The sequence below is a fragment of the Comamonas nitrativorans genome (assembly GCF_042654765.1).
Lineage (GTDB): Bacteria > Pseudomonadota > Gammaproteobacteria > Burkholderiales > Burkholderiaceae_C > Comamonas > Comamonas nitrativorans.
In genome coordinates this window covers 169,002-194,000 of the sequence record NZ_JBHSEW010000003.1, presented here as the reverse complement: position 1 = coordinate 194,000, position 24,999 = coordinate 169,002, and the positions used below count along the sequence as shown (strand labels likewise).

General features: G+C 66.4%; 22 protein-coding genes. 13 read left to right on the top strand and 9 right to left on the bottom strand.

Annotated elements, in window-relative coordinates:
• The first annotated feature begins 48 nt into the window (after positions 1–48).
• From glnE to ACFO3A_RS05205, 7 genes are all read left to right on the top strand, one after another.
• The gene (gene glnE, locus ACFO3A_RS05235; RefSeq protein ID WP_377724602.1) at positions 49–2,799 is read left to right on the top strand and encodes a bifunctional [glutamate--ammonia ligase]-adenylyl-L-tyrosine phosphorylase/[glutamate--ammonia-ligase] adenylyltransferase; all 2,751 of its coding nucleotides are present in this window, start codon (positions 49–51) and stop codon (positions 2,797–2,799) included.
• Complete coding sequence (locus ACFO3A_RS05230) at positions 2,796–3,992, top strand: HD-GYP domain-containing protein (protein WP_377724600.1); 1,197 nt, start codon at positions 2,796–2,798, stop codon at positions 3,990–3,992. Before glnE ends, ACFO3A_RS05230 begins: the two co-directional genes overlap by 4 nt.
• A gap of 26 nt (positions 3,993–4,018) precedes the next feature.
• A complete protein-coding gene (locus tag ACFO3A_RS05225; RefSeq protein WP_377724599.1) occupies positions 4,019–4,957 on the top strand; it encodes an ABC transporter ATP-binding protein in 939 nt (312 codons plus the stop codon).
• Complete coding sequence (locus ACFO3A_RS05220) at positions 4,954–6,327, top strand: hypothetical protein (protein WP_377724597.1); 1,374 nt, start codon at positions 4,954–4,956, stop codon at positions 6,325–6,327. Before ACFO3A_RS05225 ends, ACFO3A_RS05220 begins: the two co-directional genes overlap by 4 nt.
• 72 nt (positions 6,328–6,399) lie before the next feature.
• Positions 6,400–6,894: a 5-(carboxyamino)imidazole ribonucleotide mutase gene (gene purE, locus ACFO3A_RS05215; RefSeq protein ID WP_377724595.1), complete on the top strand. Its 495-nt coding sequence runs from the start codon at positions 6,400–6,402 to the stop codon at positions 6,892–6,894.
• Positions 6,891–8,063, top strand: coding sequence for a 5-(carboxyamino)imidazole ribonucleotide synthase (locus ACFO3A_RS05210; RefSeq protein WP_377724594.1), 1,173 nt, complete (start codon positions 6,891–6,893; stop codon positions 8,061–8,063). Before purE ends, ACFO3A_RS05210 begins: the two co-directional genes overlap by 4 nt.
• Positions 8,064–8,065: 2 nt before the next feature.
• Entirely contained in the window at positions 8,066–9,079 is a 1,014-nt protein-coding gene (locus tag ACFO3A_RS05205; protein WP_377724592.1) for an L-threonylcarbamoyladenylate synthase, read from the top strand.
• Between the two features lie 269 nt (positions 9,080–9,348).
• Here the strand turns inward: ACFO3A_RS05205 and ACFO3A_RS05200 are convergent, their stop codons facing one another.
• The 6 genes from ACFO3A_RS05200 to dacB all read right to left on the bottom strand — a co-directional run bounded on the left by ACFO3A_RS05200 (position 9,349) and on the right by dacB (position 17,879).
• Entirely contained in the window at positions 9,349–10,911 is a 1,563-nt protein-coding gene (locus ACFO3A_RS05200) for a methyl-accepting chemotaxis protein (RefSeq protein ID WP_377724591.1), read from the bottom strand.
• 17 nt (positions 10,912–10,928) lie between these two features.
• A complete protein-coding gene (locus tag ACFO3A_RS05195) occupies positions 10,929–11,270 on the bottom strand; it encodes a hypothetical protein (RefSeq protein WP_377724590.1) in 342 nt (113 codons plus the stop codon).
• 90 nt (positions 11,271–11,360) lie between these two features.
• Positions 11,361–12,515 (bottom strand): ABC transporter substrate-binding protein, encoded by a 1,155-nt coding sequence (locus ACFO3A_RS05190; protein ID WP_377724588.1) that lies wholly within the window; start codon positions 12,513–12,515, stop codon positions 11,361–11,363.
• 133 nt (positions 12,516–12,648) lie between these two features.
• Complete coding sequence (locus ACFO3A_RS05185) at positions 12,649–13,848, bottom strand: cytochrome-c peroxidase (protein ID WP_377724586.1); 1,200 nt, start codon at positions 13,846–13,848, stop codon at positions 12,649–12,651.
• 11 nt (positions 13,849–13,859) lie between these two features.
• On the bottom strand, positions 13,860–16,229 hold the full coding sequence (locus tag ACFO3A_RS05180) for a TonB-dependent receptor plug domain-containing protein (RefSeq protein WP_377724584.1): 2,370 nt from the start codon (positions 16,227–16,229) through the stop codon (positions 13,860–13,862).
• A gap of 222 nt (positions 16,230–16,451) precedes the next feature.
• Positions 16,452–17,879, bottom strand: coding sequence for a D-alanyl-D-alanine carboxypeptidase/D-alanyl-D-alanine endopeptidase (gene dacB / locus ACFO3A_RS05175; protein ID WP_377724581.1), 1,428 nt, complete (start codon positions 17,877–17,879; stop codon positions 16,452–16,454).
• 333 nt (positions 17,880–18,212) lie between these two features.
• On the opposite strand from dacB, the gene tsaB reads away from it, so the two are divergent.
• From tsaB to ACFO3A_RS05155, 4 genes are read left to right on the top strand one after another with little or no spacing between them, the layout of a single operon-like run.
• On the top strand, positions 18,213–18,896 hold the full coding sequence (tsaB, locus tag ACFO3A_RS05170; RefSeq protein ID WP_377724580.1) for a tRNA (adenosine(37)-N6)-threonylcarbamoyltransferase complex dimerization subunit type 1 TsaB: 684 nt from the start codon (positions 18,213–18,215) through the stop codon (positions 18,894–18,896).
• Positions 18,893–19,381, top strand: coding sequence for a ribosomal protein S18-alanine N-acetyltransferase (gene rimI / locus ACFO3A_RS05165; protein ID WP_377724579.1), 489 nt, complete (start codon positions 18,893–18,895; stop codon positions 19,379–19,381). The genes tsaB and rimI overlap by 4 nt, the downstream gene beginning before the upstream one ends.
• Entirely contained in the window at positions 19,378–20,238 is an 861-nt protein-coding gene (locus ACFO3A_RS05160) for a uracil-DNA glycosylase family protein (RefSeq protein ID WP_377724578.1), read from the top strand. Before rimI ends, ACFO3A_RS05160 begins: the two co-directional genes overlap by 4 nt.
• Entirely contained in the window at positions 20,228–20,854 is a 627-nt protein-coding gene (locus tag ACFO3A_RS05155; RefSeq protein WP_377724576.1) for a LysE family translocator, read from the top strand. Before ACFO3A_RS05160 ends, ACFO3A_RS05155 begins: the two co-directional genes overlap by 11 nt.
• Positions 20,855–20,960: 106 nt before the next feature.
• Here the strand turns inward: ACFO3A_RS05155 and ACFO3A_RS05150 are convergent, their stop codons facing one another.
• From ACFO3A_RS05150 to ACFO3A_RS05140, 3 genes are all read right to left on the bottom strand, one after another.
• On the bottom strand, positions 20,961–21,530 hold the full coding sequence (locus tag ACFO3A_RS05150) for a YceI family protein (RefSeq protein WP_377724574.1): 570 nt from the start codon (positions 21,528–21,530) through the stop codon (positions 20,961–20,963).
• A gap of 76 nt (positions 21,531–21,606) precedes the next feature.
• On the bottom strand, positions 21,607–22,170 hold the full coding sequence (locus ACFO3A_RS05145; protein ID WP_377724572.1) for a YceI family protein: 564 nt from the start codon (positions 22,168–22,170) through the stop codon (positions 21,607–21,609).
• A 61-nt stretch (positions 22,171–22,231) separates the two neighbouring features.
• Positions 22,232–22,780, bottom strand: coding sequence for a cytochrome b (locus ACFO3A_RS05140; protein ID WP_377724571.1), 549 nt, complete (start codon positions 22,778–22,780; stop codon positions 22,232–22,234).
• Between the two features lie 103 nt (positions 22,781–22,883).
• On the opposite strand from ACFO3A_RS05140, the gene ACFO3A_RS05135 reads away from it, so the two are divergent.
• Together ACFO3A_RS05135 and corA are read left to right on the top strand one after the other, a co-directional pair.
• Complete coding sequence (locus ACFO3A_RS05135; RefSeq protein ID WP_377724570.1) at positions 22,884–23,783, top strand: LysR family transcriptional regulator; 900 nt, start codon at positions 22,884–22,886, stop codon at positions 23,781–23,783.
• 156 nt (positions 23,784–23,939) lie between these two features.
• On the top strand, positions 23,940–24,926 hold the full coding sequence (gene corA, locus ACFO3A_RS05130) for a magnesium/cobalt transporter CorA (RefSeq protein WP_377724569.1): 987 nt from the start codon (positions 23,940–23,942) through the stop codon (positions 24,924–24,926).
• Positions 24,927–24,999: the final 73 nt, after the last annotated feature.

Below are 24,999 nucleotides of genomic sequence, written 5' to 3'. Positions count from 1 at the left end.
CGTAAATTATCGCCCGCTGATCTGCGCCTTCCTTTTTTGTGTTGATGCATGTTCACTACCGCCTCCCCGACCCCGCCCTCCCTGGACCACCGTGCAGCGGTTTCGCGCTTCTGGCAGCGGGTGCAGCGCCGTTATGCCGACCAATGGACGGTATTGCCCGCCGGGCAGCCCGACGCTGCCGGCATGGCCCAGGCGCTGGCCCGGTTGCAGCAGCAGGGGCTGGAGCTGGGCGCTGCGCTGCGCGTGCTGCGCCAGCTGGTGCTGGCCCGGGTGCTGGAGCGCGATTGCCAGGGCCAGGCCAGCCTGCACGACGTGACGGCCAGCATGACGTGGCTGGCCGAGCTGGCGCTGGATGCGGCCTGTACCCAGGCCCAGGCGGTGCTGGCGCAGCGCCACGGCCAGCCCCGTGGGCCGCAAGGGCAGGCAGTGCAGCTGTGGGTGGTGGGCATGGGCAAGCTCGGGGCGCGGGAGCTGAATGTTTCCAGCGACATCGACCTGATCTATGTCTACGAACACGAAGGCGAAACCACCGGGCGCGATGCGCTGGGCAAGGGCAGCATCAGCAATCACGAATATTTCACCCGGGTGGTGAAAATGATTTTTCAGCTGGTGGGCGAAGTCACCGAACATGGCTTCGTCTTCCGCATCGATCTGGCGCTGCGCCCGCACGGCAATTCCGGGCCGACGGTGATCTGCCTGCCCGCGCTGCAAAATTATTTGCAGACCCACGGGCGCGAGTGGGAGCGCTTCGCCTGGCTGAAAAGCCGGGTGATCGCCCCCCGCGCCTGCATCGCCGGCCCCCAGGTGCAGGCGCTGCGCCATGTGGTGCTGCCCTTCGTGTTCCGCAAGTATCTGGACTACAGCGTGTTCGACGCCCTGCGTGATCTGCACCGGCAGATCCGCGAACACGCCAGCCGCCGCAGCAACGGCCAGCCCGGGCGCAGCAACGACGTGAAGCTCTCGCCCGGCGGGATTCGGGAAATCGAATTCACCGTGCAGCTGCTGCAGGTGGTGCGCGGCGGGCAGTTCCCCGAGCTGCGCTGCCGTCCCACGCTGCAGGCGCTGGAGCGTCTGGCCCGGGCCGAACTGATGCCGGCAGCCACGGCCGCGCAGCTGGCCCAGGCATATACCTTTTTGCGCCAGGTGGAGCATCGCATCCAGTACCTGGACGACCAGCAGACCCATGTCCTGCCTACTGACGATGCGGATGTGGACTGGATTGCCCGCACCCTGGGGTTTGCCCAAACGGCGGATTTCTTCGAGCAGCTGCACCGCTGGCGCGAGCTGGTGGCGCAGGAGTTCGACGCCCTGCTGGGCGGGCCGCAGAGCTGCTGCTCGGGCGGCATGTGCCAGCCGCCCAAACGCCCTGCCGGGCAACAGCGCCTGCCCGAAGTCCAAGCATTGCTGCACGCCGCGCCCGAACCGCTGGCCGAACCATTGAAGACCTGGTGCGACAGCCACAAGGTGCGGGCGCTGCGCCCGTCCGCCCGGGCACGGCTGCTGCAATTGCTGGAGCGCACCACGCAGTGGCTGCAGGCGCAGGAGGTCGGCATTGCCTCGGCCCTGGGGTTCCTGCAATGGCTCGAACCCCTGCTGCGCCGGGAAAGCTACCTGGCCTTGCTGATCGAACGACCCCTGGTGCATCAGCGCCTGCTGCACATGCTGGGTGCGGCGGCGTGGCCGGCGCGGTACCTGCGCCAGCACCCCGGGGTGATCGACGAGCTGGCCAGCGAGCAACTGCTGCACGAGCGCTTCGACCCGGCGGGCTTCGCCCAGGAGCTGGAACAGCGGCGCCAGGCATTGCAGCGTACCGGCGAGGACGACGACGAAAACCTGCTCAACCTGCTGCGCCGCGCCCACCACGCCGAGGTGTTCCGCACCCTGGTGCGCGACGTGGAAGGCGCGATCACCGTGGAACAGGTGGCCGACGACCTGAGTGCCCTGGCCGATACCCTGCTGCACGTCACCAGCCAGTGGTGCTGGCAGCGTCTCAAGCACCGCCACTGTGCGCAGCCGCACTTCGCCATCCTGGGCTACGGCAAGCTCGGCGGCAAGGAACTGGGCTACGGCAGCGATCTGGACATCGTGTTCGTCTTCGACGATGCGGACGAGCGGGCGCCCCAGGCCTACGCGGCCTTCGTGCGCAAGCTCATCACCTGGCTGACGGTCAAGACCAGCGAAGGCGATCTGTTTGAAATCGACACCCAGCTGCGCCCCAACGGCAATTCCGGCCTGCTGGTCACCAGCTTTGCCGCGTTTGCCGACTACCAGCAGCAGCGCGGCAGCAACACGGCGTGGACATGGGAGCATCAGGCCATCACCCGCGCCCGCTGCGTGGTCGGCAGCGGCGACCTGCCCGCGCGTTTCGATGCCGTGCGCCAGGCGGTGATCACCGCCCCGCGCGACGTGCAGGCGCTGCGCCAGGAAATCGCCCAGATGCGCCAGCGCCTGCGCCAGGCGCACCCGGTGGCACCGCAGCGCTTCGACCTCAAGCACAGCCCCGGCGGGATGCTGGATGTCGAGTTCGTCGTGCAGTTCCTCGTCCTGGCGCACGCGGCGCAGCACCCGGCACTGGTGGGCAATACCGGCAACATCGCCTTGCTGCGCTATGCCGACAGCGCCGCCCTGGTGCCGACCGGGCTGGGCATGGCCGCCGCCGATGCCTACCGGCAATTGCGCCGCCTGCAGCATATTTCCCGGCTCAATGAAGGGGATGGCGTTCTGGATACCGTTAGCATTGCCCTCCACCGCGATGCAGTCCTGGCGTTGTGGGACTCGGTTTTTTCTTCTGCGTTATGAAACTTCTAGAACTGGATATCAGCAGCATCCCCTTTGGCCAGCCCATTCCGTTTGCCTTGCGCGGCGTCGGTGGCGTGCTGTTGGCAGGCAAGGGGTTTGTCATCCGCTCTCAGGAAGATTTGAAGAGTCTGCTGCTGCGCGGGCATACCCTGTACGTCGATACCGATGAGTCGGGGGATGCGTACCGCGCCTACCTGGCCCAGCTCCAGGCCATGCTGCACAGCGACACCAAGCTGGGCGACATTGCCGAAACGACCCTGCAGGCCAAGAGCAAACAGGAACAGGAAGAGGAACAGTCCCCCCACCCGCGCTGGAAAGACTGGCAGCTGCACTGGACCCAGCTCATGCGCCAACCCGATCCGCAGACCTTTGCCCCGCGCTTCGGCCACATGTTTGCCGCCCTGGCCAATTACAGCCAGAAAAACCCGGATGCCGCCCTGCTCGCGCTGGTGCAGCTGTCGGCAGAGGAGGTGCGCTTCTACAGCGTCACGCATGGCATGCTGGTGGCCGTCATCACCATGCTCGTAGCCCGCGAAACCCTGCGCTGGCCCAACGAACAGGTGCATACCCTGGGCCGGGCAGCGCTGACCATGAACATCGCCATGGCGCAGTTGCAGGACGACCTGGCGCAGCAGCGCTCGCCACTGAGCGCCGAGCAGGCCAAGATCATCGATCACCATTCGGAAATGTCGGTACATCAGCTGCAGGCGCTGGGGGTGCACGACCCCTTGTGGCTGGAAGCGATCAAGTTCCACCACTACCGCGATCCGGGCCGCCTGACGGAAAAAAGTCCGGGCCGCCAGATGGCGCGGCTGATCCAGCGGGCCGACATCTTCGGCGCCCGGATTGCTCCCCGGGTGGGCCGCGAACCGATGTCCGTCACCTCGGCCATGCAGGCCTGCTATTACGACGAAACCAAGGCCGTGGACGAAACCGGGGCCGCCCTGGTCAAGACCCTGGGGATCTACCCGCCCGGCGCCTGGGTGTATCTGGCCAGCGGCGAGGCCGGGGTCGTCATCCGGCGCAGCCAGCACGCGGCAACGCCCCGGGTGGCGGTATTTTTGAACCGCGAAGGGATGCCCTGCGACCCTATCTCCCGGGATACGGCTGTGCCGGCCCACAAAATCACCGGCGCGGTCGCACATCGGGATGTGCGTGTGAGCGTGCCCCTGGAACGTTTGCTGGCCCTCTGACCATTGCCGCCGGAAAGGGCCGCCGTTTGATTGCCATTACCGATCTGATTTTTGAATACCCCGGCCACCGCGCCCTGGACGGCATCAGCCTGGAGATTCCCGCCGGCAGCGTGACCGCCCTGGTCGGCCCCAATGGCGCAGGCAAATCGACCTTGCTGCGCTGTCTGGCCGGGCTGGAGCAACCGCTGTCCGGACAGGTGCGCGTGCGCGGCATCGACGTGGCCGCGCAGCCACGTCAAGTACACCGGTACCTGGGCTATCTGTCCGATTTTTTCGGGCTGTACGAGCGCCTCACGGTGGCCCAGGGGCTGGAATATGCGGCCCGCGCCATGGGCCTGGAGCGCCATGCCGCACAGGCACGGGTGCCGCAAGTGGCGCAGCAGCTGGACTTGCTGCCCCTGCTGGAGCGCCTGCCCTCGCAGCTCTCGCGCGGCCAGCGCCAGCGGCTGGCGATCGGGCAGGCCATCATCCACCAGCCGGCGGTGCTGCTGCTGGACGAACCGGCCAGCGGCCTCGACCCCGAGGCACGCTCCGACCTGGCTGCGCTGCTGCGCCAGCTGCAGGCCCAAGGCATGACGCTCATTGTTTCCAGCCACATCCTGAGCGAGCTGGACGAGTACTGCACCCATCTGCTGGCGCTGCGTGGCGGGCAGGTGGAAAGCCATGGCGCCCTGCGTGCCAACCGCGATGATGCGCCGCAGTTGCAATTGTTTGCGCTGGAGCTAGGCCAGAGCCTGCCCCTGGAGCAACTGCGTGCCCTGGTGGATGCCGACAGCGTGCAGGATTGGGGCGGCGGCGACCAGCCGCTGCTGCTGTGGCTGCCCGCCGCCGCTGCGCAACGCGCCGCGCTGTTGATGCAATGGGTGCGGGCAGGGTTGCCGGTGGCGGGCCTGTATCCGCAGCGCGAGAGTGTGCAGCAGCGCTATATCCGCCGTCTCCCGCACACCAAGGAGGGGGCACCATGATGCAGCCTACGCACAACCCTGAATTTCAGCGCCAGCTGTGGCTGAACTGGCGGCCCAGCCTGGCGCTGTGGACGCTGCTGCTCACCGGCCTGATCCTGGGTCTGCCCCTGGCCCTTTCCAGCCCGCGTGAGCGTCTGCCCAACCTGGGGCTGACGGCGTTGACCGGCCTGTGGATCGCCACCACGCTGTACGCCAGCGTTCTGGCCGCCCGCAGCCTGCGCGAAGAAATCCAGCAGCACACCTGGGACTGGCAGCGCCTGTCGGCCCTCACCCCCTGGCAAATGGCCTGGGGCAAGCTGCTGGGCGCAACCGTGCCGGCGTGGCTGTACGCGGCGCTGTTCGGGGTGACCAGCATCGTCGTGGCCTCGCTGTGGGAAATGCTGTGGGATACCCACCGTGCCTGGCACCTGCTGGCCCTGGCGGTGCTGTGGGGGCTGGGCGTGCAGACCTGGGCCATGAATGCCGTGCTGGTGCGCTGGCACAGCGGGCTGTGGCAGCGGCGCAGCCTGGGACTGCTGCTGGTGATCGGGTTGCCGTTCCTGCTGGGGCTGTTGCGGGGCCTGCCCGAGCGGGCGGCGTGGCCCTGGTGGGGCTGGGACCTGGGGCCTTTGGGCCTGGCCTATGTGCTGGGCTGCACCACTCTGGGGCTGGGCCTGCTGGCACTGTGGCGGCAATTGTGCGAGCGCCTGGATGTTCCCACCCTGCCCTGGGCCTGGCCGCTGGGCCTGACGGTGGCGGGCGTTGCCGGCGCGGGTGTGTGGCACCGCGATGTTGCAGCCCTGTGGCCGCATCTGGCGACCTGGGCCTTGCTGGGCACGGCCTTCATTGCCTTGCAGCATATGGGCAGCCAGGCCCGGGCCTGGCGGCAGGTGCTGTGGTGCGGGCAGCAAGGGCGCTGGTCGGCGGCCCTGGCGGCCTTGCCGCTGTGGCCGGTGAGCTGGCTGCTGGCCGTGCTGGCGGCGGTGCTGGCCTGGGGCCATGCGAACACTTCGGCGCTGGGCTGGTGGCTGCTGCTGGCCTGCGCCCAGTTGCTGCGCGAGGGGTTGATCCTGACCGGCTTTGCCCTACAGGCGCAGCGCTGGAAGTCGCCCGGCGCGGTGTTTGCCGTGACCTGGCTGGTCATCAACCTGCTGCTGCCCCTGCTGGCCTGGGGCGCCATGGGCAGCACCACGGCCACGGCGCTGCAACCGCTGGTGGTGCTGATGGGGGATGCCGCCCCGGTGGACGCCCTGCCGCGCAGCCTGGCCTGGCTGGCCCTGGGGGCGCAACTGCTGCTGGCGGCACTGTGGGTGCGCTGGGCGGCCCGCCAGCCGGTGCCCCGGGCCGGGGTGTCGGCTGCGCCGGTCGCTGAAAACCCGGCAGCGCCGTAAAATCCGCAGTTTTCCCCCTGCGGCCCCACGCGCTCCCCGGTGCTTCGGGAGCGCTTTTTTCACTTTCACACTATGCAAGCCATCCAGATCGGCGTGGTCATGGGCTCCAGCAGCGACTGGGACACCATGCAGCACGCGGTTGCCATCCTCCAGCAATTCGGTATTGCCTTCGAGGCGCAGGTCGTTTCCGCGCACCGGATGCCCGACGATATGTTCCGCTACGCCGAAAACGCCGCGCCGCGCGGCCTCAAGGCCATCATCGCGGGCGCAGGCGGCGCGGCCCACCTGCCGGGCATGATCGCCGCCAAGACCACCGTGCCCGTGCTGGGCGTGCCCGTGGCCAGCCGCCACCTGCAAGGCGTGGATTCGCTGCACAGCATCGTGCAGATGCCCAAGGGCGTGCCCGTGGCCACTTTTGCCATCGGCCAGGCGGGCGCGGCCAATGCCGCCCTGTTTGCCGTGGCGCTGCTGGCCAATGAAGACCCGGCGTTGCGCACCCGGCTGGAAGCCTTCCGCACCGAGCAAACCGCAGCGGCCCGCGCCATGACCCTGCCGGTGAACGCATGAGCGCCGCCCGCGACGTGATCCTGCCCGGCGCGACGCTGGGGGTGCTGGGCGGCGGCCAGCTGGGCCGCATGTTCGTCCATGCCGCGCAGGCCCTGGGCTACGGCACGGCGGTGCTGGATGCCGATGCCCAAAGCCCGGCCGGCTGCATCAGCCACCACCACATCCGCACCGGCTATGAAGATGCCGGCGGCCTGAGCGAGCTGGCCCGCCGGTGCGCAGCCGTGACCACCGAGTTCGAGAACGTGCCCGCAGGCGCCCTGGATACCCTGGCTGCGTCGCTGCCCGTCTCCCCGGCCGGCCGCTGCGTGGCCATTGCCCAGGATCGCGCGGCGGAAAAAGCCCACTTCGTGCGCTGTGGCGTGCCGGTGGCCCCGCACGCCGTGATCGAAACGCCGGAGCAGCTGGCCGCCGTCAGCGCCGATCTTTTGCCCGGCATCCTGAAAACCGCCCGCCTGGGCTACGACGGCAAGGGCCAGGCCCGGGTGCAAACCGCCGCCGAACTGGCTGCCGCCTGGGACGCGCTGGGCCGCGTGCCCTGCGTGCTGGAAAAGATGCTGCCGCTGGCGCACGAATGCTCCGTCATCGTTGCCCGGGGGCGCGACGGGGCCATCGTTCACTTGCCGGTGCAGCGCAACCTGCACCGCGACGGCATTCTGGCCGTGACCGAGGTTTATGAGGGAAATCTGCCGCCAGCCCAGGTGCGGCAAGCGCTGACAGCTGCGCAATCGGTAGCGCAGGGGCTGGATTACGTGGGCGTGCTGTGCGTGGAGTTTTTCGTGCTGCAGGACGGCAGTCTGGTCGTCAATGAAATGGCCCCGCGCCCGCACAACAGCGGCCACTACAGCCAGAACGCCTGCGACGTTTCGCAGTTCGAGCTGCAGGTGCGCTGCATGACCGGCCTGCCCCTGGTGCCGCCGCGCCAGCACAGCGCGGCCATCATGCTCAACCTGCTGGGCGACCTGTGGTTTCCCCCGGGTGCTGCCGACCAGACCACGCCCGCCTGGGACAAAGTGCTGGCCCTGCCCGGCGCCCACCTGCACCTGTACGGCAAAACCCAGGCCAAGCCTGGGCGCAAGATGGGGCACCTGAACATCACCGCCGCCACACCCGAGGCCGCCCGCGCCACGGCCCTGCAGGCGGCGGCCATCCTGGGCATCGAGGCGTTCTGAGCATGATCCTGGACGGCCAGCAGGCATCCTCCATCCAGGCCGCCGCCCAGGCGCTGGCGCAGGGCCGGCTGGTCGGCCTGCCCACGGAAACCGTCTACGGCCTGGCCGCCAACGCCGACGACGATGCCGCCGTGGCGCAAATCTTTACCGCCAAGGGCCGCCCGGCCGACCATCCGCTGATCGTGCATGTGGCCGATGCCGCCGCCATCACCCGCTACGCGCAAACGGTGCCGCTGTTCGCCCAGCAGTTGATCGACGCCTTCTGGCCCGGCCCGCTGACCCTCATCCTGCCCTGCCTGCCGGGCGTGGCGCAGGCGTCCACGGGCGGCCAGGGCAGCGTGGGCCTGCGCTGCCCTGCCCACCCCGTGGCCCAGGCCGTGCTGCGGGCCTGCCAGCAGATGCAGCCGCCGGTGTGGGGCGTTTCGGCGCCCAGCGCGAACAAGTTTGGCCGCATCAGTCCGACCACCGCCGCGCATGTGGCCGCCGAGTTTGGCGACGACCTGCTGGTGCTGGACGGCGGCGCCTGCGCCGTGGGCATCGAATCGACCATCGTGGACTGCACGCGCGGCGTGCCGGTACTGCTGCGCCCCGGCGCGGTCACACGCGATGCCATCGAGCACGTCTGCGGCCAGCGCCCGCTCTCCAAAGAAGAGCTTGCAGCGCATACCCCACGCGCCTCTGGCACCCTTCTGGCCCACTACGCACCGAATGCCAAGGTGCGACTGATGACGGCCCGGCAGCTCCAGGCCGCCGTCGAAGTGCTGGACAGCGACGCCCCGGCCATTGCCATCTACCACCGCAGCCCCTTGTCCACCGCACGGATCGGCAGGGCCGGCAGCCTGCACCTGCGCACCATGCCCGCCAGCGCGGCCGAAGCGGCCCGCTACCTGTTCGGCGACCTGCGTGACCTGGACGCCTTGCAGGTGCCCCTGATCTGGGTGGAAGCGCCGCCCGAAGACAGCGCCGATTGGGAAGGCGTGCGCGACCGCTTGCAGCGGGCCGCCGCTGCCGGGTAAAGAACCTGTTCACGCTCTTTTCCTGGTGCCCGTTGCCCCGCCAAGGCGGCAGATGCAAGGCGCAAACCGCAGGCGGGCTGGTGGCCCGGCGAGGATTTGCAACGCCGCAGATGCTGTCTTGGCGGGGCAACCCTTGGGGCAAGGCAGCCAACCGCCGCACTCGTCGTTGCGCACCTTGACCAGGCCGCCAGCCTGGCCTGCGGCACGCGCCTAGATTGCGGCGGTTGGCTGCCTTGCGGGCACCAGGAAAAGAGCGTGAACAGGTTCTACTACTCCAGCCGGAACACCGCCAGCGTGCGCCCCAGCAGCCCGGCGTTCTGGCTCATGGCGCGGGCCGAGGCGGCGGATTGCTCGGCCAGGGCGGCGTTTTCCTGGGTGTCGCGGTCCAGGTGGTTCACCGCCACGTTGAGCTGGGCGATGCCCTTGGACTGTTCGTCGGCAGCCACGCCGATCTGGCCGATCAGCGCATTGACGTCGGCCACCGATTCCACGGCTTTTTCGATGCCCTGGCGGGCCTCCTGCATCAGCCGGGCGCCCTGCCCGACGCTGCTGGTGGAGGCGCCGATCAGCGCCTGAATCTCCTTGGCCGCTTCGGTGGAGCGCTGGGCCAGCGAACGCACCTCGCCCGCCACCACGGCAAAGCCACGCCCCTGCTCCCCGGCACGGGCCGCCTCGACGGCGGCATTCAACGCCAGGATATTGGTCTGGAAGGCAATGCCTTCGATGGTGGCAATGATCTGCCCCATCTTCTGCGAGGACTGCTCGATGCCCTGCATCACCTGCGTGACCTTGGCCACGGCCTGCCCGCCTTCGTGGGCCAGGGCGGCGCTGTGCTGGCTTTGGCGCAGCACCTGCTGGGCGGCTTCGTTGGCGTTGGCCACGGTGCTGGCCATCTGCTCCATGGCGGCGGCGGATTCCTCCAGGCTGCTGGCCTGGGATTCGGCGCGGCTGGACAGGTGGATGGCGCTTTGCGCGATTTCGGTGGAGATGGCGCCGAACTTGTCCATCTCCTCGCGGGCATCGCCGACCACGGCGCGGATGTTCAGTTGCAGCCGTTGCAGGCGCGACATGGCCTTGCCCAGCAGGTGGGTCATGGGCAGGGCCGGCTCGTTGTGCGTCAGGTCGCCGCTGGCCATGCTGCTCAACAGTCGGCGCAGGCTGCGCAGCGGCAGGGTCATCTTCCAGTGAAAACGTGCCAGCAGCAGCGCCGCCGCCAGTACCCAGGCCAGGCTTTGCAGCACCAGGGCGGTACTGTCGTGCCAGCCCAGCCAGCCGGGCAGCAGGGAGACCAGCATCAGCGGCAGCAGCATCAGGCCCAGGCGGATGGTCGGCCCCAGGCGGTGGCGTTTTTCCAGTTGGTCGAGCAGGCCGGCGCGGCGCACCCCGCCGGAGTGCAGCACGATGCGCGGCTGGCCGCGCTCGCGCTCCTGCGCAATGCGGGCGTACAGCGCCTCGGCCTGCGCAATCTGCTTGCGCGAGGGCTTGGTGCGCACCGACAGATAGGCCTGTGGCTTGCCCTGCTTGAGGATGGGCGTGACGTGGGCCTGTACCCAGTAGAAGTCGCCGTTCTTGCGCCGGTTCTTGACGATGCCCGACCAGCTGCGGCCCCGGCCGACGGTGGCCCACATGTCCTTGTACGCCTCGGGCGGCATGTCCGGGTGGCGGATCATGTTGTGCGGCTGGCCCATCAGCTCCTCGGTGCTGTAGCCGCTGACCCGGGCGAATGCTTCGTTGCAGTGCGTCATCTCCCCCCGGATGTTGGTGGTGGACATCAGCAACTCATCGGCTGGAAAGTCGTATTCGTTGTTCGAGATCGGGAGATTGACACGCATACCGCTACGCCTCATTCCTACGGACGCAAAAAAAGGGGCTTTTCCCAGCCCTGTCCCAGCGCAGCCATCGGCCCTGACGGCTGCAAGGTGGGAGATTCTAGGGAGAAAAAAAGACACGCCAAAAGGCATGCCGCCGCGGGCGTATTAAATATGTTTCGCTTTTTTATAAATTGATTTATGTCAATATTTTTATTGTTGAAAATCAACAGGTTGTTTTTTTGGATGCGGTGGCATTGTTTTTCTGAAACAGGATTGTTTCTTTCAAATTGACGGCATCGAAATAATGTGTTCACACCGCCCTTGGGGCAGGGAAGAGATGCCAGGGCTTGAATAAAAAAATAGCTGCTTCCGCTGTTCATACAATGTTTTCATAATAAAAATATCCTGAAAACAAGTAAAAATCAGCGGTAGCAGCTATCTAAATTGAAGTAGTCCTTGCCGTGGGCCGGTTATCCCACAAAGCGCCCGTTGCTGCCCAGCACGCCCAGCGCAATGTAGCGCGAGCCGACGAACGGCGCCTGGCCGGGGAAGCTGACGGTGAAGCCGCCCAGATCCAGATTGCGCAGCCCGGCCAGGGCCGCACGCAGGCGGGCCGGGGTCACGTCCTTGCCCGCCGAGCGCAGCCCTTCGATGAGGACGCGGGCGTTGATGTACGCCTCCAGCGTGGCCGGAGAAAACTCCTGCACGCCCGTCGCCCGCATGGCCGCCTGGTAGGCCCGCACCAGGGCATTTCGGCCCTTGTCCGGGTCGGGCACCACGGTGGTGATGGCCATGCCGCTGGTCGATGCGTCCAGCTTCAGACCTTGCAAGGTCACGCTCAGGCCTGCCATCAGCACCCCGGGCAACTCTTTCTTGATGCCGCGCACCATGTCCAGCGACGGCGTGCCCGCCGTGAGCAGCAGCACGGACGAGGGCCGCGCTTTCTTCAAGCCGGCCAGCACCGCCGCCAGGTTGTCCCCGGCCACGTTCAGGGCCAGCTCGGCAGCGGGCGCCAGGCCGTTGTCTTTCAGCGCCTTGACGGCCACTTCGTGCTGCTCGCGGCCATAGCCGTTGTCCAGGTAGACCAGGGCGATGCCCTTCAGCCCCATGCCCACCAGGCGCTGCACCAGCTGCTGCACCTCCTCGGTATAACCGGCCCGCACGTGAAAGACAAAGCGCTCGCTCTTGCGCAGCGAGGCCGCGCCGCTGATCGGCGCGACGTGGGGGATGCCCGCCGCCTCCACCAGCGGGGTGATGGCGGTGTTGTTGGCCGTGCCGACGCAGGACAGCAGGGCCAGGGCGCTGCGCTCCTGAAAGATTTTTTTCACGTTCTCGGCGGTGCGCTCCGGCACATAGCCGTCATCGACCAGTTCGAGCTTGAGCTGGCGGCCATGCACGCCGCCCGCCGCATTGGCCTCGGCAAACGCCGCGCCCGCACCCTGCTGCACCGCCTGCCCGAACCCGGCCAGCGTCCCGGTCAGCGCCAGGGAGCTGGCAATGGTCAGCACCTGCTCGGTCACGCCGGGTGCGGCGGCCTCCTGCGCCGATGCCTGCAACGCCCATGTCGGCCAGGCCCCCGCAATCACCGCCTGGGAAGCCAGGGAAACAAAACGACGTCGCTGCATAACGGGTACCTCCAAAGGCAGTGGGTGGGAAGCGTTTGATTGTGCATGGCAGGCTCTTGCAGAGAGCAGCCCGGTGTTTTCGGGAAAACCCTTGGGTACAACCCTCCGCGCCGCCGCCTTGCACGCCCCCCGGTCAGAGGATTTTCAGCCACTCCACCAAGGCATCTATCTCGGCAGCATCCAGCTCCAGGGCGCGAATGTGCGGCGACTTGGGGGGCACATACGGGTCTTGCGCCGGGTCGCCCGGCACGGTGCCCATCCCGGCGTTGTACAGGCGGATCAGCCCTGGCAGGCTGGCAAACAGCCCGTTGTGCATCCACGGCCCGGCGTGGGCGACGCCGCGCAGGCTGGGGGTGCGGAACTTGCCCAGATCGGCCTTGTCCCGCGTTGCTTCGAAGCGTCCCAGATCCTGGTTGCGCCGGCTGTAGAACGACAGCCCCAGGTCATGGAAGGCGTTGTCCGTCAACAAAGGGCCGCTGTGGCAGTTCATGCAGCGGGCCTTGGTGCGAAACAGGTGCATGCCCAGCAGCTGCTGGTCGTTGAGCTGCCCCGTGTTGCCCGCGATGGCGGCATCGGCCAGGGTGACCGGGGGGCGGATGGTGCGCACGAAGCTGGCGATGGCGTCCACCATCTCGTCCTCGCTGATGTCGGCGTGCCCGTAAGCCACCTGCATCCAGTCGCGGTACTGCGGCTGGGCGCGGGCATGGGCCAGGGCGGCGGCCAGGGTGTTGTTCATCTCGAACGGGTTGCGGATGGAATCCTTGGCCTGTGCCTGCAGCGAAGGGGCGCGGCCATCCCAGAACAACTGGTCGGCAAACGGCGCGGCAAACAGCGGCTGGGCGCGGCGGCGGCCCATCAGCCGGTCTTCGCCCACGCTCAATGCCCGCCCGTCGCCAAACGACTTGTCGGCCTGGTGGCAACTGGCGCAGGCCACGCGGCCCTTGTTGGACAGGCCGGGGTCGAAGAACAGCGCCTGCCCCAGCGTGCGGCGGGCCTGCTCCCCCGCATTGGCCGGGGCGGGCACGTCCGGCACCGGCCCCCATTCCTGCCAGGCCTTGCCCGTATCCACGGCGGGCCGGGGCCAGCGGGACGGTGTGCCCTGGTACTGCGCCCGCAGGCAGGCCATGTCCCAGCCTTCGGGCAGGCCGCACAAGGCGTCGCCGTTGTCCGCAGGTGCAGCCAGCCGGGCCAGGGCCGTATTGGGCGCAGCGCTGGCGGCCAGCTCGGAGGTGGCATTGGCCTCGATGGTCTGGGCCGCGCTGCCGCAGGCCAGCGCCAGGGCTACCCAGCCGACCACCAGCGCGTGCCGGGCGGGCTTGCTCGGACGAGTCATGCGCCCTCCCATCAGAACTGGTAACCCGCCGTCAGCCAGATTTCCCGCCCGGTCTGGTAGCGCACGTTGTTGGCCAGCAAGGGATTGGCGACGGCAATGGTCGGCATACGGTTGAGCAGGTTGAGTACCTCCACGTTCAGCGTCAGCCCCCGTACCTGTTTGGGCTGCCAGGTCAACGTGGTGTCCCATGTCCAGTACGAAGGCAGGCGGGTCGAGACATAGCGCTCCATGCCGTTGCGCATTCCCAGATAGGTGATGGCCGGGCGCGAGCTTCTCCACGACAGGCGGTTGCCCCAATCCAGCCCGGCTTGCTGCCAACGGGTCAGGGAACTCAGGCTCAGGCGGCGCGGCTGGTTGAAGATGCTGGCGGGCATGTGCTTGCGCTGTATTTGCTGGCCGTTGTATTCGACGAGGTCGTCGGGCGCTTCCTCGGCAGTGTCATAACCCAGCGTGGTGTCGCGGTTGCGCTGGCTGTCCTGCCAGCTGAAGTCGGCGCGGCCTGTCCATTGGCCAGCCAGGAACTCGTAGTGGCGCAGCGTGCGCAGGCTGACCATGATGGTTTCGTTGCGGCCCCGGCCATCATTGGTGTAGAAGTAGCCGGCGGCGGACGTGCCCTCCTTGGTCACGCCATCGCGGCTGCTGCGGTGGACGTAGGACAGGCTGCCCTCCAGCGATGAAGACAACTGCTGTGCAATGCTGAATGCCCATTCGTCGGAATACTCGGTCTTCACCCCGTCGAAGTTGTGCATCACGACCGTTGCCGGGTTGTTCACCTCCACCCCCTGGGCATTCACCACGGTGCGCGACAGGCGGCTTTTTTCCCGCGCCAGCGCGTAGCCCATCAGATCCAGGCCGTAGTAACGGGCGAAACCCATGCCCGCCTGTGTGCGGCCATTGCCCAGCACGTCCCAATCCAGCCGGGCGCGGGGCGCAAAGTTGGTGTTCTTGAACAGGTTGTCGTGATCCACGCGCATCCCCAGGGTGGCCGTCCAGCGCTGCCACTGCATGCTGTCGCTCAGGTATAGGCCCACGGTGTTGTAGCCCGCGTTGGCCGTGCCTTTCATGTTGTAGGTTTTGCTATAGATTTTTTGCGATCCGTCGGCCTGCATCACGGCACGGTAGCTGTACGCGTCCTGCTTGCGGTCAAACGTCGCATCGGTATCCTGCACATCCAGTCCGGCGTACACCTTATGGCGCAGTCCCCAGGCATCGAAGGCGTTCCAGTCCATGCGCAGCTTGGCGCTCAACTGGCGCTGTTCCAGCGCTTCGGTGCCGAACCCGCCCCAGGTGTATTGGGCCAGCCCGCTGCCGCTCCAGAACTGCTGGGTTACCAGTTCGGTGGCGGAAGATTCCCGCAAGGCGTCCATCTGGTCCCAGCCCAGCTTGGCGGTCAGCTCGCCGCTGTTCAGCGTCTGCACCAGCTCCAGCCCCAGGCCGGTGGCTTTCTGGCGGTTCGTCCAGGCCGTATCGGGGAAGGAGCTGTGAACCAGATCCTCCTGCCGGTCAGCATACTTGAACAGCAGATTGGTGCGGGTGCCACCGCCCCAGTTGGTGTGGATCTTGGCCATCAGGTTGTCCACGGTATCGGCCTGTTTTTCCGTCATCAGCCGCACGCTGTTGCCATTGGGCAGGCCGCCGCTGGACCGGTTCAGCACCCGGGCCAGCCGGGAAATGTCCGACTCCCGGCGCGAGAACGACAGCAGCGCTGCCGTGTCCTGCGTAATGCCCACGTCGCCGCTCACGCTGGTGAAATGCTTTTTCCAGATGCTGGAAAAGCCCGGTTCGCCATTCGTCCATTTGGCGTCCATGCCCTCCGGCATTTCCTGCTGCGTCAGGTTGGAGCTGTTGAAGCTGCGCTTGACCGTAAAGCGGTTGTCGCCCACAGGGGTCTTGATCCGGGCATCCACCACCCCGCCAGTGAAGTGGCCGAACTCCACGGGTACCCGGTTGTCATGCACTTCGACCCGGTCAAGCAGGTCGGTATCCAGGTTATAGGCCTGCGAGAAGCCGGGCACGTTGCCGATCTGCAGGTTCAGGTTGTTGTTGTGCGGGGCGATGACGTTGGTGGCGCTGATGCCGTCAATCATGAACTGGTTCTGGAACGGGCTTTCGCCGTGGATGGAGAACTGCTCTGGGGCCAGGCTGCCCCGGTTGCCCGATCCATCCGTGGTCGGGTTCAGCCGCACGGCGGGGTGCTCGGCGATCAGGGAGGTGATGTCGCGATTGCCCTTGGGCGTGGCATCCATTTCTTCGCGGGTGTAGGTGCGGCTTTCCAGGCTGGTGGCTTGCACCTGTACCTCGGGCATCTGGCGCTCTGTTACTTCGGGGGACGATTCAGTTTGTTGGGCGTGTGCCGTTACGGCATTGGCCAGTGCCGTCAAGACCAGGACTGCCGCTGCTGAATGTCGGAGTGTCGGAGTGTCGGAGTGTCGGAGTGTCGGAGTGTCCATAACGGAATCGTTCAATATCAAAAAATATGAATTATCACCAGTTTTTGATAATGAAAACAATTATCGTTCGTGATTTTACTCCTTTATTGCCTCCTTATGGCTGCTGCCGGCTCACCTCTGGTCTTTCTTCGTCATCAGGCGTAGATAAGCAACCTACCGTTTATCCGCCGCCACCCAGTCGACCAGCGCATCCAGCGCCGGGCGGGCCGCACCGGCGTTGGCGTGGTTGATCAGGGCGACCAGCACGTAGCGCTGGCCGCTGGCGCCATCGACGAATCCGGCCAGGGCATTGGTATCGCGCAGCGAACCGGTTTTCAGGTGGGCGCTGGCGTTGGCCTGGCTGCGGCGCAGCGTGCCGTCGGTGCCGGCGATGGGCAGCGAGGCCATGAACTCCGCCATCACCGGCGAGGCCCAGGCCGTTTGCAGCATGTGCCCCAGGCTTTGCGCCGTGATCTGGGCGGCGCGGCTCAGGCCGGCGCCGTTGTCCACGGCGGGCACCGGGTCGTGCGGCCAGCGCTGCTGCCACCACTGGGCGAGGGCGAAGCGGGCCGCGTCGAAGCTGCCTTCGCCCATGCGCTCCTTGCCCAGGGTCAGCAACAGCTGCTGGGTCATGACGTTGTTGCTGTATTTGTTGATGTCGCGCACCACTTCGGCCAGGGCGGGCGACTGGTTCTCCCAGGCGGGCTTCAGACCGGGGGGGACTTTGCCGTCGCGCACCGCGCCGGTGAGCTGGCCGCCCAGCGCCCGCCACATGCCTTCGACGGCCTTGGCGGCAAAGCGCTCGGGTTCGGGCAGGGCCACGGGCCAGTTCTTGTCGCCGCACTGGGCCGGGTAGGCGCCGCCCAGCTGCACCTGCCGGGGAGCGCTCCAGTCGGCCTGCAATTGGCTGCGCCAGTCGCCGCAGGCGCTGCCTGCGGGGGCCAGGGGCACGCTGGCGGGTAGTTGCACTCCAGCCAGCGGCAGCTCGTAATGGATGCGGGCCACGCCTGCGCCGGGGTCGGGGATGAAGCTCAGCACCTGGCTGTTGTAGTTGATGAGCAGGGCATCTGGCCCGACGTTGTACGGGCGGTAAGGTTCGTCATCGAAGGCGCCGGGGTCGTGCGGCGGCAGGATGAAGGCGCTGCGGTCCAGCACGATGTCGCCGACGATGACACGCACGCCCAGGCCGTACAAGCGCCCCAGCAGCAGCCACAGGCGTTCGGACACCAGCTTGGGGTCGCCCGAGCCTTGCAGGTACACCGTGCCCCGGAAGGCACCGTCGTCGATCACGCCGTCCAGGTACAACGGCGTGCGCCAGACGTAGGCCGGCCCAAGCTGGTCGAGCGCCGCGTAGGTGGTGACCAGCTTCATCACCGAGGCCGGGTTGCGCGGCGTGCCGCTTTGCCATGCCAGGCGCGGCGCCTGCCCCGGAGTGACCGGGGCGACAAAGATGGACACCGCCTCGGCAGGAATCTGGGCGCGGCTCAAGGCCGCCTGAACCGGTGCGGGCAGCGGGGCAGGCTGCGTCTGTGCCCAGGCAGCGGGCGCCGCCAGGGCAAGGCCCAGGGACAGGGTGCAGGAGTGGAAAAATTTTTTCAGCATGGCGACAAGTTTAGAACTTACAAAGTCCGCCAGCTTGCCATTTGCTGCGTGCAGAACAGCCTCAGAACGTGTTTACGCTCTCGGCGCGAAGGGGTGCGGGAAGCGGATCGGGATGGGCTGCTAGGGTGAACGCTGCGGCTCCAAAGCTGCCTGCGCAGCTTTGGACAGCGTGAACGGGGCCAGCCTCTGGCTGGCCCGCGCCCTGCAAGGGCAAACCGCAGCGATAGCCGGAGCTATCGCGAGGATTTGCAACGCCGCAGAGCGCCCGAGGCCGCGACGGCACACCCGCGCGGAGATCGTAAACACGTTCTCAGAGCAGATAATCGCCCCCTTATGGATTTGCTTGCCTTTGACACCAGTACCGACCATACCGACATCGCCGTGCAGCGCGGGGACGCCCTGTGGCAGTGGCAAGGCGGTGGCGGGCCGCAGGCATCCGGCACCCTGATCCCGAAGATTCTGGAAGGGCTGGCCGCCCTGGGGTTGACGGTGTCGGCCCTGGATGCGATTGTTTTCGGACGGGGGCCGGGCGCCTTCACCGGCCTGCGCACGGCCTGCGCCGTGGCCCAGGGGCTGGCCTTTGGCGGCGCTGTTCCGGTGCTGCCGGTGTGCAGCCTGCTGGCCGTGGCGCAGGACGCTTACGACCGCCACGGCGCTGCGGACATGCTGGCCGTACTCGATGCCCGCATGGGCGAGGTCTACCACGCCCACTACCGCCGCGTGGCCGGGCAGTGGGAGCAGGCCACGGAAATCGCCTTGAGCGCCCCGGCCGCCGTGGCCGTTCCGCCCGGTGCCGTGGTCGTGGGCAATGCCCAGGCGGTGTATGCCGATCTGGCCCCGGCCGGCACGCACCTTGCCGCCCTGCCCGATGCCCTGGCCCTGCTGCAACTGGCCCCGGCGCTGATCGCGGCGGGCGCCCTGGTGCCTGCCGAGCAGGCCCTGCCCCTGTATATCCGCGACAAGGTGGCGCAAACCACCGCCGAACGGCTGGCGGCACGTCCCGCCGGGCAGCCATGATGGAGTGCCAGGCCCCCGCACAGCTGCTGCCCATGGCGCCGCAGTGGCTGCCCTCCGTTGCGGCCGTCGATGCCGCCGCCCAGCCTCACCCCTGGACGCAGCGCCAGTTTGCCGACGGCCTGACCAGCGGCTACCACGCCCAGGTGCTGGTGCGCACGGGCGAGCTGCTGGGGTTTTTCATGGCCATGCAGGCTGCGGATGAAGCGCATCTGCTGTGCATCAGCGTGGCCCCTGCGCACCAGGGGCAGGGGCATGGCCGCCTGCTGTTGCAGGCGCTGGAAGCCTGGGCGGTGCAGATCGCCGCGCAATCGCTGTGGCTGGAAGTGCGCAGCAGCAATGACCGCGCCCGCAGCCTGTATCAGCATTGCGGCTTTGCCGAAGTCGGGCAGCGCCGGGACTATTACCCCGTGGCCCCCGGCGTGCGCGAGGCGGCCATCCTCATGCGCAAGGATGTGGGCCACCCGCAGCAAGGAGGTCTGCAATGAGTCTGCAACTCGATCCGCGCCGGCTGGCCATGCTGCAGGCCATGGGCATCACGCTGTGGCTGCCCGAGACCGCTGCGGCCCCGGTGGCCGCTGCCAACCCTGGCCGGACGGCCACCGCTATGGTGCCGACACCGGCCCGGGCAGAGGCCGCACCCGTTGCCGATTCACCTGCTGCCGGTGCGCCAGCGGCCGGAACGGCAACAACCGCCCCGGCAGCCCCCGTGCGCCCGTCCCCCCGGCGGCCTGCCGCCGCTGCCCAGACCACGCCCCCGCCTGCACCCGCAGAAACGGCGGCAGTGGCCGCAGCGGCAACGACATGGCAACTGGCCCCGGCGGTGCATCTGTACCCGCAGGCGACGGGAGAGGGCACGGGCGGGCCGTGGCTCATCCTGCTGGAAAGCGTCAATCCCACCACCCCGCTGGCGGGCGCCGTGGGGCAACTGCTGGGCAAAATGCTCCAGGCCCTGGGCCTGGACACCCATCCGCAGGTCTGGCTGGCCGTCCTGCAACGCCCCGGCAGCAGCGCCCTGCCGATTGCGGCGGGCATGGCCGGCAGCCTGGCCCCGGTGGACTGGCAGCCGCTACAGCCGTGTCTGGCCCGCACCATCGCCCAGGTGCAGCCCGCGCGGGCGCTGCTGCTGGGCCAGAAAGTGGCGCAAACCGTGCTGGAGCGCAGCGAACCCGTCGGGCAGTTGCGCCAGCAGCGCCATGTGCTGCACGGCATTGCGGCGGCGGTCAGCTACGACCCCAGCTTCCTGCTGCGCACCGCCCAGCCCCGGCGCTACAAGGGCGAGACGTGGGACGATCTGCGCTTTGCCGCCCGGCTGGGCGGGAGGGAGAACCGGCATGAATCTTGAACATCTCCTCTTGTTTCTCCCCGCCTGCTTTGCGCTGAACATGGCGCCCGGGGCGAACAACCTGCTTTCCATCACCAACAGCACGCGCTATGGATTTGCCACGGCGTGCTGGGCGGGCGTGGGCCGCTTGCTGGCTTTTGCGGGAATGATCGCCATTGCGGCTGCCGGGCTGGCGGTGGTGTTGCAGACCTCGGAAGTGTTTTTCCTGGCGGTCAAGATCGCCGGGGCGCTGTATCTTTTTTATCTGGCCATTCAGCTCTGGCGGGCGCCGGTGGAATCCGCCCCCGGCACGGCCCCGACGGGGGCGGGCCGTTCCCTGCCGGCGCTGGCCAAACAGGAGTTCTGGGTGGCGGTGGGCAATCCCAAGGCGATTTTGATCTTCACCGCCTTTCTGCCCCAGTTCATTGAAGTCGGCCAGCCCGCTGCACCGCAGTTCGCCGTGTTGGGCGGATTGTTTCTGGTGCTGGAATGGGTGGCCATTGCGGCTTACGCCTACATCGGCAGCCACCTGGGCCGCTGGTTTGCTGCGCCCCGGCGCCGCCAGGTCTTCAACCGCGCCTGCGGATCGTTGCTGGGTCTGGCCGGGTTGGGCCTGCTGACGGCGCGGCGGGCATAAAAAAGGAGCTGCTACCGCTGATCAGACAAGGATTTCAGGGTTAAAAACCTTTGAAATCATTTCCATACCAGCAGTAGCAGCTCCTTTTTTAGGAAGGCTGCCCGGTTTACTTGGCCACGGCTTCCAGGGCGACGGTGATCGTCACTTCATCGCCCACGTTGGGCACGTACTTGCCCAGGTTGAAGTCCGAGCGCTTGATCACGGTGCTGGCGTTGGCGCCGATGGCTTCCTTCTTCATCATCGGGTGGGGCTTGCTGACGAAGTGGGTCACTTTCAGGGTCACGGGCTTGGTGATGCCCTTGATCGTCAGGTCGCCGTCGATGGTGGCAGGCAGGTCGCCGTCGAAAGTCACCTTGGTGGACTTGAAGGTGGCGGTGGGGTACTTGGCGGTGTTGAAGAAGTCTTCGTCCTGGAGGTGGCCGTTGAACACGTCAAAGCCGGTGTCGATCGAGGTGGCGTCGATCACCACGTCCACCGAAGCGGTCTTGGCGGCCTTGTCCAGCACCACGGTGCCGGTGGTCTTGTTGAATTTGGACAGTTGGGTCGACAGACCGTGGTGCTGGTACGAGAAGTTGGGGTAGGAGTGCGAGCTGTCGATGGCGTAAGTAACCGGCGCAGCGATGGCCGAGGTGGCAAAAGCGCCGGCAATGGCCAGGGCAGCGGTCAGTTGGGTCATACGGAGCATGGTTTTCCTTTCAAGGGGGTCAAACAAAAGAGAGGGGATAAGGGAGACCGAAAAAGAACGCCGGGGTTCACTTGGCGGTGATCTTGAAGTTCACCACCACGTCGTTGGCAACGATGTCGAAGGCCTTCCACGCGCCTTCGCCGATGGAAAAGGCGCCGCGCTGGATGGTCAGCTTGCCTTCGAACACGCCCTGACCACCCTGTTCGCTGAAGCGGGCGGGCACCACGACGTTCTGCGTCTGGCCCTTGATGGTCAGCTTGCCGGCCACTTCGTACTGGCCGGCAGCGGGCAGTGCCTTGACGCTGGTGGATTCGAACCGGGCCTTGGGGAAGGCTTTGGTGTTGAACCAGGTTTTCGTGGCCAGTTCGTCGTTGGCCTCGTCGCTATCGACATCCACGCTGGCCAGGTCCACTTCCAGGCTGGCCTGGGCCTTGTCGGCGTGCGCCGGGTCGAAGCGCAACTGGCCGTTGAACGTCTTGAACACGCCCTGCATTCCGACGCCCATTTGCTGGTAGTCGAAGGTGATCTTGCTGGCCTGGGGCTGCACCTGGGTGTATTCCGCCGCCTGGGCCGTCTGTACGGTGTGGGCCAGCAGCAGGCCGGCAGTCAGGGCGAGGGCAAGTTTTTGCATGAAAAAATCCTTTCAGGAAACGCGGGGCGCAGGCCCCGGCGTGGTGTTTGATTCGGTAGCGTCAGGCGCGGCGCGGCAGCATCCGGGTCAGCACGTCGTCCTTGTCGAACCAGTGGTGCTTGAGTGCCCCGGCCACGTGCGCCAGCAGCACCGCAATCAGCGTCAGATTCAAAACGGCGTGCAAAGTTTGCAGGGCGTTGCCGATTTCCTTGTTTTTTTCCAGCAGGTCGGGCAGCGGCAGCACGCCGAACCATACGGTCTGGATGCCCTTGGCCGAACTCATCAGCCAGCCCGACAGCGGAATGGCGAACATCAGCACATACAGGGCAAAGTGGCCCAGCCTGGCGCCCAGGCGCTCCAGCGTATTCATGTGGGCAGGCAGCGCCGGGGGGGTATGGCCTGCCCGCCAGGCCAGGCGCACGACGGCCAGCAGAAACACGGTGACGCCCGCCCATTTGTGCCACGAATACAGTTGCAGCTTTTGCGGCGACAGGGACAGCCCCTGCATGTAAAAGCCCAGGCCCAGCAGGCCGAAAAGCATCAGCGCCATCAACCAGTGCAAAAATTTGGCCGGGGCGCTGTAATGGGAGCGGGATGGTGCTGAAGGCATAGACATAGATCAAAAAATAATCAGGAACGCCTGGGACTTTAGGGTATTTACCCGTGAAGCGATAGGGGACAATTGCCAAAACTTTATTGCAAAGGTTGCAACAATGAGCCGTTTGGATGCCATGCAGCACTTCGTCAGGGTGGCGGACTTGGGCAGTTTTGCTGCTGCTGCCGATCAATTGGGGGTGGCCCGTTCGGTCGTGACGCGGCGCATTGCGGCGCTGGAGGAACACCTGGGCGTCAAGCTCATCACCCGCACCACGCGCAAGCTGACCCTGACCAGCGCCGGGCTGGCCTACCTGGAGCGCTGCCGCAGCATCCTGCAGGCGCTGGAGGATGCCGAGTCGGAGGTCATGGCCTCGGGCCAGACCCCGCGCGGGCATATCCACATGGGGCTGCCGGTGAGCTTCGGCATCCGCCGCATCGCCCCGCTGCTGGCGCAGTTCGGCCAGACCTACCCGCACATCGCCCTGACGCTGGATTTCAACGACCGCACCAGCGATCTGATCGACGAGGCCATGGACATCGCCATCCGCGTCAGCACCGAGCTGGCCCCCGGCGTCGTCGCCCGCAAGCTGGGCCAGGGGCAGTTGTTCACCGTGGCCGCGCCGGCCTATCTGGCGCAGCACGGCACGCCGCAGCACCCCGGCGATTTGCTGGAGCATCGCTGCCTGGGCTACACCGGGCGGGCAAACAACCGGCCCTGGCACTTCATGGTCGAGGGGCAGCTGCAATCGTTTGCGCCCAACTACGTGCTGCAGGCCAACAATGGCGACGCCCTGGCGCTGGCCGCGCAGCAGGGGCTGGGCATTACGGTGCAGCCCGACTTCATCGTGCAGGAGGCGCTGGACAGCGGGGCGCTGGTGTCCGTCCTGCACGCCTTTGCGCCGCCGCCGTTCGGCATCTACGCCATCCTGCCCGGCAACCGCCTGCTCACGCAGCGCCAGCGCGTGGTGATCGACTTTTTGGCGCAGGCACTGCGTTCTGTACCGGGGCAGGCATAATGGCGGGTTTTCCAGAGTTTGGAGATTTGGATCGTGGAACCCTACCCCAGTTGGTAGCTTCCTAGGCTCTGAATGCGTTGCCGCAAGGGGTCTTGGAAGCGTTTCTTTTTTCTTCCCCCCTTTTGCCTTTGTCGGCACCGCATCGAGGAGTGAGCCATGCTCAACGTCTTTACGCTGTCCAATGGGCGGCTGGTTCAAGCAGAAATCAACCAGCTATCCGATCTGGAGCAGCTGTTGCCCATCTGGGTGGACATGGAGTCGCCCACGCGCGAGGAAAAACGCTGGGTCAAGCAGCACTACGGCCTGTCGATTCCTGAAGACGCTACAGGCGAGGACATCGAGGAATCGGCCCGCTTCTACGAAGAAGACAACGGCGAGCTGCACATCCGCAGCGACTTCCTGATCGACGGCGAGGAAGAAAGCCGCAGCGTGCGCGTGGCCTTCATCCTGAACCAGCGCAATACCGAACTCAAAAGCTGCGGCGTGCTGTTTTCCATTCGTGAAGAAGACATCCCCGTGTTCCGCCTGCTGCGGATGCGGGCGCGGCGCGTGCCCGGCCTGATCGACGAGGCCAAGGACGTGCTGCTGTCCCTGTTCGATGCCGACGTGGAGTATTCCGCCGATGCGCTCGAAGGCATTTACGACGACCTGAAAAAAGTCAGCGCCCAGGTGCTGGAAGGCAGCGTGACCGACACCTACGCCCAGCAGGTGCTGGCCGACATCGCCTGGCAGGAAAACCTGAACGGGCGCGTGCGCCGCAACATGCTGGACACGCGCCGCGCGGTCAGCTTCATGATGCGCAGCAAGATGCTGGACGCCGAGCAGTTCGAGGACGCCCGCCAGATCCTGCGTGACATCGAATCGCTGGACAGCCACACGCAGTTCCTGTTCGACAAGATCAACTTCCTGATGGACGCGCTGGTCGGCTTTTTGAACATCAACCAGAACAAGATCATCAAGATCTTCTCGGTGGCCAGCGTCGCGCTGCTGCCGCCCACGCTGATCGCCAGCGTTTACGGCATGAACTTCCGTGTCATGCCGGAGCTGCAATGGGAGTACGGCTACATCTACGTCATCCTGCTGATGATCGCCAGCGCCGTCGGGCCGATGATCTATTTCCGCAAGCGCGGCTGGCTGAAATAACCGGTTTTATAGCTGTTTACGCTCTCTATAAAAGGGTTTCAGGTATTTTTATACTTGAAACCCTTTGTTTATC